Raw genomic sequence first — 11,179 nt, 5'->3', positions numbered from 1 at the left:
CGGGGGCGCGCCGCAGGCGCGGGGTTTAGGAGGAATGCGTGGACATTCTTTGAGCGCGCGCGCTCAAAGAATGTACGGGACCTGGAATGCCAGCGTGAAGTCCGGCGAGTCCGGCGTCAGGCCGATGCCCAGCAGGCTCACGATGGTGGTGTTCTGGTTGAGCGCGTAGGTGATGCCCAGGTTGAGCGTGGCGGCGTTGGCGTCGCTGCCGACGATTTTGACCCACTGGCCGCCCTTGAAGCGGGTGGAGGCGCGCGCGCTGAGCTTGTCGCTGAAGGAGATGCTCAGGCTGGTGCGTTCGTTGAAGGCGAATGCCACGCCGGCGCCGAAGTAGTAGGAACCGCCCAGCTTCACGTCACCCGGGTTGACGGTATCGGGATTGGCATCAAGGTCGTCGAAACTGTTCTCGAAGGAATGGATGTAGCCAAGGTTGGCGAAGAGGATGGCGGGGTCGGCGGTCTTGACCGCCGAGAGGCCGACGTTGGCCTGCCACACGCCATTGCCGGTGGGCTGCTGTTCGGGAACGGCGAAGCGGATGAAGTCGTCGTCGTCGCGCTCAAGCACTTTCCAGCTGAGGCCGTAGGGCTCGCGGCCGGTGGGCGCGGTGGCGCCGACGGTCAATACGGTTTCCGGCCAGCGGCCATGTTCGGAGAACAGTTTGTAGTTGGCACTCAGGCTGACATCGCCGATGCCGTTGCCGGTGGTCTCTTCCTGGGCAATGGCCGCTGCCGAGCCCCCGGCACCGCCCTTCTGGAAGACGGTCTTGCGGGCCAGGTAGGGCACGTCCAGGTTCAATGCCAGGCGCGGCGTCACGCCCCAGCGCGCGGCCAGGTTGTAGGTCAGGGTGTCGGACTCGACGTTCTCGATGGCGATATTGCCGAGGAAGATCGCATCCAGCGCCAGGAAGCCATTGAGGGTGAGCTGCTTGCGGTCGTAGCGCGCGTACGAGAGGCTGTTTTCGAGGGTGAAGCGCCGGGTGAACAGGGTCGATGTCTGCTGTTTGACGTCGTCGACGCTGCGCCGTGAGGCCTCTTTGGCCTGCTGCGCTTCAGCAGCGCTGCTGGCGTAGCCGTCGCCGGTGGGCGGCGCGGCCGCACTGGTGGGCGGCAGTGGCACGGGGGCCGCGGCGCCCGCAATGGGGGCGGCTTTGCCGTTCAGGCGGGCCTGCATGGCCTGCACCTGCATGTCCAGTTCGCGCAGGCGGCGCACTTCCTGGGCGTAATTGGTCTTGAGCTGTTCAAGCTGCTGGATCAGTGCCTTGACGTCGGCATCGTCCTGCGGCGTCGCCGGCGCGGTCTGCGCGCCTGCCGCCGAGGACATCATCAGTGCCAGCGCCGCCAGCGCCAGTGGCGTCATGCGTATCGAGGTATGCATTTCCTTGCCCTGCGTTTGGTGTCATTCCCCCCGCCCGGCCAACGTTACTGGCCGGGTCCCATGCCAACCCCGCGGACCATCGACATCGCCTGGGCCACGTTCTGGTTCAACGAGCCACTGCTGGCCAGGGTCTGGCGGACGAGATCGATCTGCATGCGGTTGCTGACAGACTGGCCGTCACTGGCAATCGCGATGCTCTGGCCGACGCTGCCGTTGCGGATCCACTGCTGGACCGCACCCACGCCCTGGATCTGCAGCTGCACGCTGGCGCTGTTGCCGTCGCGCTGTGCCACGGCGCTCACACCGCCCTGCTGCGCGCTGGCCTGCGGTGCGCTCTGCTCGGTGGTGGTCGGCGCGGTGCCCTCGCGTACGTTCAACTGGGTGGCATTGCTGGCCACGTTGTTGTCGCCGGCCACCTGCACGCTTTGGGTAAGGCCCGCCACATTCTGCAGGCCACTGGAATCCACGCTGCGGCCAGGCGTGACCGGCAGCGGCGCGTCGGCGGCGGTCACGGTCACGCTCGGCGTGAAGCTGACTTTGGGTGTAGCGGCGTTGTGGCTGAAGTCCATGCCGAGCGTCAGTGCGCTCTGCGCCGACTGGTTGCCGGCCTGCCACTGGGAAATCATGGTGACGCCGAACCAGGCCACGGCATTGCCGTTGACCGTGTAGCGGCCACGCATGAGGTTCAGTTCCGGATCGGGGATTTCACTCAATCCCTTGCCGGGTCGTCCCTGCTCCTGGGACTTCGGCGCATCGGCGGCCTGCGCCGGGGCGATCCCCAGCAGGGCAAGGAGCAATGCACTGTGCGTCCAGATTGCGATATTCATGGTGCCTCCTAGAACAGATCGGCATGGGTGAAACCGAAATCCACCAGTTCCGCGTCGGTGATCGGTCCCTGCCGTGCGTACAGCGAACGCGCACTGGGTCGTTCGCCAGGCTGCAGCAACACGGTGTTGCGATCGAAGTCGCTACCGACCACGACGAACACGGCGCGCGACGGCCATGCCTCGAGAAATTCATTGATGGGCAGGCTGCGGTTGCCCAGAATCGGGTCGGCCACGTCCACCACGTCGTCGCGGACCTGCTTGAGGACCACGAAATGGCGGAAGCCCCGCACATCCATCAACACCAGTCCAGGCACGCGCAGCGAGCGCAGGCGCTCTTCGTTGACGCGGTAACCGCGTCCACGCATGCCCAGGGATTCCACGTAACGCTTGATGTCCAGCAGCGAAAAGCCCCGCTGGTGGACCAGTTGCGGGTCCGAGACCCCCATCATGCCTTCGATCACCGTGCCCTCGTCGGCGTCCAGGTGGTAGGCATAACGCAGGATCGTGGCCAGGGCGGCCGCGCCGCAGCTGTAGTCGGTCTTCTGCCGCACTACGTTGCGGAAGCGCCGTTCCTGCATGCTTTCCACGCGCTGGTTGAACACCGCGCCGTTGGGCAGCACGCCGCTGAAGGCAACGTCACCGGCGCGCGAAGCGCCCACCGGCAGCATCAACAGCGACAACGCGCAGCACACGGCTCGGGTCGACCACATCGGCATGGCTCCGGAAGAAGGAAGGAGCCCCTGCCCCAAAGGGGGAGGATGGAACAGGGGCTCCCGGGGAACCCGGCCATTGGCGGATGGCCGGGTTTGTTGCGCTCTACGTGTGTTGCTGGAAAAAGCGGACAGACTTACTCGCCGCCACCCGGCGTCGGGGCACCGGTGGACGGCTGTGCCACGGCGAGGGCCAGGCTGTTGGCCTGCAGGTTGCCGGTACCGGCAGCGACGTTCACACCGATGTTGCCGGTGGCGCCGCGGAACGCATCGCCGGACAGCGAGGCGTTGTTCTCGGCACGTTCCACCACCCAACGGGTGGTCTGCACCGAGCCGCTCAGGCTGGCCTGCAGATCGGCATAGCCGACTTCACCGTAGGCGAGCACACCGCGCTCGTCGGTATCGAAGGCAATGCCACCTGCACCCTCGTTGTACGGGTTGGCGGTTGCGCCCTGGGCCTGCGAGTCCATGTCGATGTGCCCGGTCTGGTTGCCACTCGGATGGGTGTCACCACTCCAGGTATCCGGGTAGAAGTTCTCCTTCTGGTAGGCGTTGCCGCGACCGGCATAGGCACCCAGACCAATGGCCGCCGTGCCGCCACGGACCGTGCCGCGCAGGGTGACCTGGGTGGTGTCATGCATGGCCTTCACGTAGCCCTCGTTGGACACGTCATTGCCGGTGGAGACCTGGTTCGAGCTGATGCTCGCGGTGGCCATGCGGGCGGTGGATACCGACGCGGCCAGTGCGTTCTTCTGCTCGTTGTTGTTGCCCGCCGCACTGTTCACGCCAATGTTGCCGCTGGCATCGCGGAAGGCATTGCCGCTGAGGCTGGAGTTGTTGACCACGCCGTCATTGTGCGTGGTGTTGCCCGAGCCGTACTGGTTCACGTACACCTGCGCATCGGACATGCCGAAGGTGAACGAGGCATCGGCGGCGGACAGCGAGGCGGCGTTGTCCTGGGCATTGTTGTCACCCGCGGCGGTGTTGAAGCCGAGGTTGCCCGACGCGTCCTGCGCCACGTTCTCGCTGATCGACGAGTTGTTCTCCAACAGCTTGTTGGAGCCTTCGTTGTCGGTGACCGACTGGCGGTTGTCGATGATGGCGATCGCGGCCGAGTCGACGTTCAGGTCACCCGACACGGTCGGACGGCCGCGGAACTGTACGTCCGCACCCACCTGCAGGTCGGACTCCAGGTTCACGTCCACGCCGTGGTTGTTCTTTTCCTTGCGCTCGTCGGCCTGGATGTTGCTGTTCTTCTGGACGTTTTCGTTGACCGAGACATTGCGCGTGTGGTTCACGTTGCTGGTGTCGTTGTAGGTCTTGGTCGTGGTCTTGGTGGTGGTGTCGCTGTCGGTGTTGGTGGTGCTGTTGTTGCGTACGCGGGTACGCGAATCCCAGTCGTTGCGGATATTGGTATCGATATCGGTGTCGATATTGGTGTTGATGTCGGTATCGACATCGGTATCGATGTTCGTGTTGATGTTGGTATCAACATCGGTGTTGAGGTTGGTGTTCGTGTTGGTATTGGTGTTTGTGCGGGTTTCCCACACGTTGTGGATGTGGTTGATGAACGCGCTTGCGTTCTGGTTGTCCTGCGCGGAGGCGGATGCGGTGGCCGCAACGGCGATGGCCAGGGCAAGTACCGTCTTGTTCATGGTGTTCATGGTGTCCTCTCTCTCTTCACGACAATCGGGTGGATGGAACTACTCACGGGGTGGACTGCACCGAGATGCCCAGTTGATTGGCGGTGACGTTGCCGGTACCCGCGATCTGATTGAGTTGCAGAACCCCGTCGAAACCCTGCAGCGCGGTGTCCTCCACGGCGACACTGCGGGTTCCGACGGACCGACCACTGCTGGCGGTGCCCTGCCCCCCTGCTGACGCAAGCGCCCCTGACGCGGCCAAGGCCTCGTCGTTCGACTCGCGTATGCCCTGTTGCGCCAGCGTGGCAGTGACGACGTTGAGCGTCGCGTTGCCGATTCCGCTGGCCTGATTGATCATGGCGACGCCGCTTGCACCCTGGAGTGCCTGCCCGCCGATGCTGGCGTTGGCGTCGAGCGCGCCGTCGGCGCGCACACGGTTGTTGTTGATGCGCTGGCGTGCATCGACAGTGATCTGCGCGTTGTCGCCGCTGGCGATGCCGAGCAGGTTGGCCTGCTGGTTGAGGTCGCCGGCGGCCATGTTCACCACCATCGCGCCGTCGGCGCCGCTCAGCGCGCGTCCGTCAAGGCGGGTGTGGTTGAGATAGGTGAGCATGGCGGCGTAGTCGTCGGCCTGCTGAGCAGACAGCGGCAGCGGCAGGACCCACAACAGCCCCAGCGACAGCAGAACAGCGGTGCGCTTCATTTGCCGGGCCCACCTGCAGGCTGACCGAGCGGGAACTGTGCCAATGCGCCGCGCACCTGGTCGCCGATGCCGCGGGTGGCGTTGCCCACCGCGCCCATCGGGCCACCGATGCTGCGGCCGAGCGAGCTGCCGGAGAGCACGCCGTTGTCGGTGACCTTGCCCAGGCTGGTGCTGACGGTATTGCCGGTGACGCGCTCGACGGTGGTCTGGTGGTGCGCCATGCCGGCACCGGTGTTGGACCCGAGCGATGCGTAGTCGTCGTCGCTCAGCTCGTCCATGCCCGGCGACGTGCCAAGCGCACCGGCCACTTCACGCTTGGGCGAGGGGTCGGCGATCAACGCCATGCCCGGAGGGGCGGGCCGGTAGGCGGGCCGTGCGGAGACGTCACGGAGCAGCACCATCTCACCGGGTTGGGCCTTGACGCCTTGTCGCGCGCCAGAGGCCTGTACGGCGGCCGGCGCCATTACGGCAATCGCGAGCAGCCACGCCGCGGCGATCCCCTTGTTGCGTACACCAACGCTGTCCATTGCGAACTCCCGAGTACATGCGGAGGGGATGGAGCAGCAATCGTGCCAAGTCCGAAAGCGCCTGTTTCCGGGGCTTTCGCGTGCATCGGCGCGCGCCCGTGCAACGCAGGTGTTACACCCGCGTGCAGGTTCACAAGACCTGAACACGGGCATCCAACGTGCAGGAGCCGCGATAACATTGGCTTTACAGTTCGGTGTATCACCGCTGTTACACCGTGCGATACAGGTGTCACAGCGCGCAGTCAGACAAACGCAGACGGGCCGGTTTCAGCCGGCCCGTTGCATGAGGTCAGAACCCTTCGGCCTAAGACGGACGCTCTTCGCCTTCGTCCACGCCAAGATTGGTGGACGGGTTGTCGTAGACCTGGCGGTCGAGCAGCCCGGTTTCCTTCGCCACCAGCACCGGCACCAGCATCTGGCCGGTCACATTGGTCATGGTGCGCATCATGTCCAGGATGCGGTCGATCGCATACAGGTAGCCGATCGTTTCCAGCGGCAGGTTGGCCGCGCTCAGCACCACCGTGGCCATCACCACCGCCGTGCCCGGCACGCCGGCCGTACCGAAGCTGCCCAGTACCGAGGCGATCAGCACCACCACATACTGTTCGGGCGTGAGCGGCACGCCGGTGTACTGCGCGATGAACACCGCGCACAACGCCGGGTAGATCGCGCCGCAGCCGTCCATCTTGATGCTCGCACCCAGCGGCACCGCGAAGGAGGCGTAGTCCTTGTTCACGCCCAGGTTGTGGGTGATCGAGCGCATGGCGGCCGGCATCGCCGCGAAGCTGGACGAACTGACGAAGGCCACCTGCATGCCCGGCGCGGCGCCACGGAAGAATTTCAGCGGGTTCAGGCCGTGCGCCAACAGCAGGCCGCCGTAGACCACCACGATGTGCAGGGCGCAGGCCACGTACAGGGCCAGCACGAAGTTGCCCAGCGGCAGCAGCTTCTCGAAGCCATAGCTGCCCACCAGCCCGGCGATCAGGCCGAAGGTACCCAGCGGCGTGATCTCGAGCACGAAGCGGGTGACCTGGATCATGATCTCGCTCATCTGCCCGGTGAGCTTGCGCGCCTCGGCGACCTTGTCGCCCAGCTTCACCATCGCAAAACCCAGCAGGCCGGCGAAGAAGATCACCGGCAGGATCGAGCCCCGGCCGGCAGCCAGCACTGTCTCGCCGGCGGCGTTGACCCGGGTGCCGATCCCGCTGAGGGCGTAGAACACGTTGGACGGCACCACATCCATCAGCACCTTCACCACGCTGGGCACGTCGCGCGGCGTGTAGCCGTGGTCCATGCTCAGGCTCAGCGCGCCGGTACCCGGCTGCATCACCGTGCCCACCGCCAGGCCGATACCCACCGCGAGCGCGGCGGTGATGATGAACCACAGGAAGGTGCGCCCGCCCAGCGCCGCCACCGACTTCTGGCCGTGCAGCGAGGAAATCGCATTGATCACCGCGAAGAACACCAGCGGCACCGCGATCATCTTGATCAGCGTGACGTACAGATCGCCCAGTGGGCCGAACCAGACCTCGGCGGCGGGGCCGAGCAGCCAGCCGGCCAGCGCGCCGAGCACGAAGCCGCCGAGTACGCGCTGCCAGAACGGGATCCGCAGCCAGGCAGACACCAGCGTCATGAGCATTCCAGGGAGAGAGTGACAGCCCCTCACCTTAGCCCAAGCCGGCGGCCCGAACGAGACGCGCAGGGAAAATCAGCGTGTCATCGGCGTGCCTTGCGGCGTTCTGCATAATGAACGCCCGTTTCATTCATGAGATTCACGCCTTCATGTCCCGTTTCACGCCTCTTGTGGCGGCCGTTGCCACCACCCTGCTGCTCGGCGCCTGCGCCACGTCCGCCCCCACGTCCGGCGCCAACGCCCGCACCATTCAGGTCGATGTACCGGCGGTGGCCCATCCCGCCGGTGAAACCCCGCAGTGGTGGTACCGCAGTGGCGCCGCCCGCGCCGCCGGCAGCGGCGCGATGGACGGCCGGGCCAAGAACGTGATCCTGTTCCTGGGCGACGGCATGAGCCTGACCACCGTTGCCGCCGCGCGCATCTTCGAGGGCCAGCGCAACGGCAACCCGGGCGAAGAGAACCTGCTGTCGTGGGAGCGCTTCCCGGCCACCGCGTTCAGCAAGACCTACAACACCGATTCGCAGACGCCCGACTCGGCCGGCACCATGACCGCCATCACCACCGGCGTGAAGACCCACATGGGCGCCATCGGCGTCAGCGCCGGCAGCCGCAGCGACTGCGCCGACAGCCTGGGCAAGGGCCTGCTGACCTGGCTGCAGCTGGCCGACAGCGCCGGCATGGCCACCGGCGTGGTCACCACCGCACGCCTGACCCACGCCACGCCGGCGGCGACCTATGCGCACTCCCCCGAGCGCAACTGGGAAAACGACGCCGACCTGCCCGAAGCCGCCAAGGCGGCGGGCTGCAAGGACATCGCCCAGCAGCTGCTCGACACCTCGCGCTATGGGCGCGGCCCGCTGGTCGCGCTGGGCGGCGGACGCGCCCAGTTCACCACGGTGGAAGAGACCGATCCCGAGTACGACGACAAGGTCGGCCTGCGCCTGGACGGGCGCAGCCTGGTCGGCGAATGGAAGCAGGCGCACCCGCAGGGCGCCTACGTCTGGAACGCCAAGCAGCTGCAGGCCGCGTCCAACGCGCCGGCCATCCTCGGCCTGTTCGAGCCGGACCACATGCGCTATGAAATCGAGCGCAAGGACGACCCCTCCGGCGAACCCAGCCTGGCCGAGCTGACCAAGGCGGCCATCGCCAATCTGGCCAAGCACCAGGAAGGCTATGTGCTGATGGTGGAAGGCGCGCGCATCGACCACGCCAACCACAGCGGCAATGCGTACCGCGCACTGAGCGATACGGTGGCGCTGTCCGACGCGGTGCGCGCGGCGGTGGAGGCCACCTCCGACCAGGACACGCTGATCATCGTCACCGCCGACCACTCGCACACGCTGAACTTCGTCGGTTACCCGGCGCGTGGCAACCCGATCCTGGGCAAGGTGAAGGACAAGGGTGGCGAAGACGGTGCGGGCGCGCTCGACCTGGCCCGCGACGGCACCGGCCTGCCCTACACCACCCTCAGCTACGCCAATGGCCCCGGCTTCACCGGCGCCACCAACCAGCAGCCGGCGGGTCCCAAGACCTACCCGCACAACCCGAGCAGCTTCGACCCGGCCACCGGCCGCCCGGACCTGACCCATGTGGACACCGAGCACCCCGATTACATGCAGGAAGCGCTGGTGCCGATGAAGAGCGAGAGCCACGGTGGCGAAGACGTCGGCATCTGGGCGCGCGGCCCGGGCAGCAAGGCGGTGCGCGGCACCATGGAGCAGAACACGCTCTATCACATGATCGTGCAGGCCACCCCGCGCCTGCGCGAGCGCCTGTGCGCGGCCGGCACCTGCGACGCCAGGGGCGTGCCGGTGGAGCTGCCCACGCCCAAGGCGTTCGAGCGCAAGGACGCAGGCAACTGATGCAGCGTCCCTGCCGGCCCATCACGCGGATGAAGCCGCGTGATGGCGTCGGCTGCCGGCAGGGCCGATACTGGCCCTCTGCCTGACATTTGCCCTTCGATGCCCACTGCGCTGCCCCCTGCCCCCGACCTGCCGGCCCCTGTGCTGGTTGGCTTCAGTGGCGGACTGGATTCCACGGTGCTGCTGCACTGGCTGGCCCAGTCCGCCGTACAACGCGCGGCGGGGCTGCATGCGGTGCACGTGCACCATGGGCTGCAGGCCGACGCCGACCGCTGGGCCGCGCATTGCGAAGCGGTCTGCGCGGCGTGGTCGATCCCGTTGCAGGTGGTCCGGGTAGCGGTGCCGCGCGACAGCGGCACCGGGCTGGAGGCCGCCGCGCGGCATGTGCGCCGCGAGGCGTTCGCACGGGTGCTGCGCGACGGCGAGCACCTGGCACTGGCACACCATCGCGACGACCAGGCCGAGACGTTCCTGTTGCGCGCCCTGCGCGGCTCGGGCGTGGATGGGCTGGCCGCCATCCGCGCGCATGCGCCGTTCGCGGCTGGGTCGATCTGGCGGCCGCTGCTGCAGTTGCCCCGCAGCGATCTGATCGCCCATGCCGAGGCGCACGGGCTGCAGTGGATCGAAGACCCCAGCAATGCCAGCGATGCGGCCGACCGCAACTTCCTGCGCCTGCGCGTGCTGCCACTGCTGCAGGAACGCTGGCCGCAGGCGGATGCGGCGTTCGCGCGCAGCGCCGAATTGAGTGCGCAGGCGCAGCGCCTGCTCGACGCCTCCGACCACGACGCGCTGCGGCGCTGCACGGTCTCGCCCGGCGTGCTCGACTGCGCGAAGCTGCAACGGCAACCGCGCGAACGGCGTGCGCGGCTGCTGCGCCAGTGGGTGCGCAGCGCGGGGCAGCCGCCGCTGCCGGCGGCCGGGGTGCACGCGATCGAGCGTGATCTGTTGCCGGCCTCCCACGACGCCGACGCACAGTTCGCCTGGCAGGGCGTGCGCATCCGCCGCTGGCGCGGGGAGCTGTACCTGCTGCCGATGGCCCTGGCGCTGCCGCAGGACTGGAGCGTGCACTGGGATGGATCGCGCCCGCTGGAGCTCCCCGACGGCGGCGAGCTGGCGCTCGTCGGCAGCAAGCGGCTGGGGGAACCGGTGCAGGTCAGCGCGCGCCGCGGTGGCGAGCGCATCCAGCTGCCCGGCCGCAGTCATTCCCACGCGCTGAAGGACCTGCTGCAGCAGACCGGGCTGCCGCCCTGGCAGCGCCGTCAGCTGCCCCTGCTGTACGCGGGCGAGACGCTGCTGGCCGCCGGCGACCGGGTGATTGCCGCGCCGCTGCAGCAGTGGCTGGATGAACACAGTGCACGCCTGCGCTGGACGCCGGGCGCGGCGTGAATTGACCCCTCGCGGCTGGCGCATCACACTTGCCGCATGTCGAAAAAAACCCCCACTGACGCCTCCCCGGTCGCCCACTTCGAGCAGTCGCTGGAAGAACTGGAGCAGCTGGTGGAGAAGATGGAAACCGGCGAAATGAGCCTGGAGCAATCGCTGAGCGCCTACGAGCGCGGCGTGGGCCTGTACCGCCAGTGCCAGCAGGCGCTGGAACAGGCCGAACTGCGCGTGCGCCTGCTCAGCGACCCGGCCCGCCCGGAATCCGCCGAGCCCTTCGACCCGCCCGGCCATGACGGTTGAGGCCACGTTCGCGCGTTGGCGCGACCGCATTGAAAGCCAGCTGGACGCAAGCCTGCCTTCCCCCGACCACGCGCCGCAGCGCCTGCACCAGGCGATGCGTTACGCGGTGCTGGGCGGCGGCAAGCGCATGCGTCCGCTGCTGGTATATGCCGCCGGGCAGATCTTCGGTGCCGACGAGAATGCGCTGGATGCACCGGCGATGGCGGTGGAGCTGATC

The 11,179-nt window shown here is 67.2% G+C and carries 10 protein-coding genes and 1 pseudogene; 4 read left to right on the top strand and 7 right to left on the bottom strand.

All coding sequences use genetic code 11. The features are described 5' to 3' along the window. Positions 1-63: 63 nt before the first annotated feature. From ACREPD_RS20460 to ACREPD_RS20430, 7 genes are all read right to left on the bottom strand, one after another. Complete coding sequence (locus tag ACREPD_RS20460; RefSeq protein WP_431601008.1) at positions 64-1,374, bottom strand: transporter; 1,311 nt, start codon at positions 1,372-1,374, stop codon at positions 64-66. Between the two features lie 44 nt (positions 1,375-1,418). Beyond that, a complete protein-coding gene (locus ACREPD_RS20455; RefSeq protein ID WP_431601007.1) occupies positions 1,419-2,201 on the bottom strand; it encodes a hypothetical protein in 783 nt (260 codons plus the stop codon). A gap of 8 nt (positions 2,202-2,209) precedes the next feature. Beyond that, positions 2,210-2,911 (bottom strand): C39 family peptidase, encoded by a 702-nt coding sequence (locus tag ACREPD_RS20450; protein ID WP_431601006.1) that lies wholly within the window; start codon positions 2,909-2,911, stop codon positions 2,210-2,212. Between the two features lie 137 nt (positions 2,912-3,048). After that, positions 3,049-4,575 (bottom strand): adhesin, encoded by a 1,527-nt coding sequence (locus tag ACREPD_RS20445; RefSeq protein WP_431601005.1) that lies wholly within the window; start codon positions 4,573-4,575, stop codon positions 3,049-3,051. A gap of 43 nt (positions 4,576-4,618) precedes the next feature. After that, a complete protein-coding gene (locus ACREPD_RS20440; protein ID WP_431601004.1) occupies positions 4,619-5,257 on the bottom strand; it encodes a hypothetical protein in 639 nt (212 codons plus the stop codon). After that, positions 5,254-5,784, bottom strand: coding sequence for a hypothetical protein (locus ACREPD_RS20435; protein WP_431601003.1), 531 nt, complete (start codon positions 5,782-5,784; stop codon positions 5,254-5,256). Before ACREPD_RS20435 ends, ACREPD_RS20440 begins: the two co-directional genes overlap by 4 nt. Before the next feature lie 304 nt (positions 5,785-6,088). Continuing rightward, the gene (locus ACREPD_RS20430; RefSeq protein ID WP_431601002.1) at positions 6,089-7,417 is read right to left on the bottom strand and encodes a dicarboxylate/amino acid:cation symporter; all 1,329 of its coding nucleotides are present in this window, start codon (positions 7,415-7,417) and stop codon (positions 6,089-6,091) included. A 149-nt stretch (positions 7,418-7,566) separates the two neighbouring features. On the opposite strand from ACREPD_RS20430, the gene ACREPD_RS20425 reads away from it, so the two are divergent. The 4 genes and pseudogenes from ACREPD_RS20425 to ACREPD_RS20410 all read left to right on the top strand — a co-directional run. Beyond that, the gene (locus ACREPD_RS20425; protein WP_431601001.1) at positions 7,567-9,279 is read left to right on the top strand and encodes an alkaline phosphatase; all 1,713 of its coding nucleotides are present in this window, start codon (positions 7,567-7,569) and stop codon (positions 9,277-9,279) included. Positions 9,280-9,366: 87 nt separating this feature from the next. Continuing rightward, the gene (gene tilS / locus ACREPD_RS20420) at positions 9,367-10,665 is read left to right on the top strand and encodes a tRNA lysidine(34) synthetase TilS (RefSeq protein WP_431601009.1); all 1,299 of its coding nucleotides are present in this window, start codon (positions 9,367-9,369) and stop codon (positions 10,663-10,665) included. Between the two features lie 36 nt (positions 10,666-10,701). Further along, the gene (locus tag ACREPD_RS20415) at positions 10,702-10,962 is read left to right on the top strand and encodes an exodeoxyribonuclease VII small subunit (RefSeq protein WP_431601000.1); all 261 of its coding nucleotides are present in this window, start codon (positions 10,702-10,704) and stop codon (positions 10,960-10,962) included. Next, a pseudogene (locus tag ACREPD_RS20410) lies at positions 10,952-11,179 on the top strand (geranyl transferase); the annotation flags it as partial. The gene ACREPD_RS20415 and the pseudogene ACREPD_RS20410, both read left to right, overlap by 11 nt.

It is taken from the genome of Stenotrophomonas sp. (assembly GCF_050737075.1).
Lineage (GTDB): Bacteria > Pseudomonadota > Gammaproteobacteria > Xanthomonadales > Xanthomonadaceae > Stenotrophomonas.
The sequence above is the reverse complement of the archived record's forward strand: the minus strand, read 5'-3'. Positions and strand labels throughout refer to the sequence as shown.

Coding starts and splice junctions, on each gene's coding strand:
- ACREPD_RS20460 (WP_431601008.1), bottom strand. CDS start 1,374: ATGCATACCTCGATACGCATGACGCCACTGGCGCTGGCGGCGCTGGCA.
- ACREPD_RS20455 (WP_431601007.1), bottom strand. CDS start 2,201: ATGAATATCGCAATCTGGACGCACAGTGCATTGCTCCTTGCCCTGCTG.
- ACREPD_RS20450 (WP_431601006.1), bottom strand. CDS start 2,911: ATGTGGTCGACCCGAGCCGTGTGCTGCGCGTTGTCGCTGTTGATGCTG.
- ACREPD_RS20445 (WP_431601005.1), bottom strand. CDS start 4,575: ATGAACACCATGAACAAGACGGTACTTGCCCTGGCCATCGCCGTTGCG.
- ACREPD_RS20440 (WP_431601004.1), bottom strand. CDS start 5,257: ATGAAGCGCACCGCTGTTCTGCTGTCGCTGGGGCTGTTGTGGGTCCTG.
- ACREPD_RS20435 (WP_431601003.1), bottom strand. CDS start 5,784: ATGGACAGCGTTGGTGTACGCAACAAGGGGATCGCCGCGGCGTGGCTG.
- ACREPD_RS20430 (WP_431601002.1), bottom strand. CDS start 7,417: ATGACGCTGGTGTCTGCCTGGCTGCGGATCCCGTTCTGGCAGCGCGTA.
- ACREPD_RS20425 (WP_431601001.1), top strand. CDS start 7,567: ATGTCCCGTTTCACGCCTCTTGTGGCGGCCGTTGCCACCACCCTGCTG.
- ACREPD_RS20415 (WP_431601000.1), top strand. CDS start 10,702: ATGTCGAAAAAAACCCCCACTGACGCCTCCCCGGTCGCCCACTTCGAG.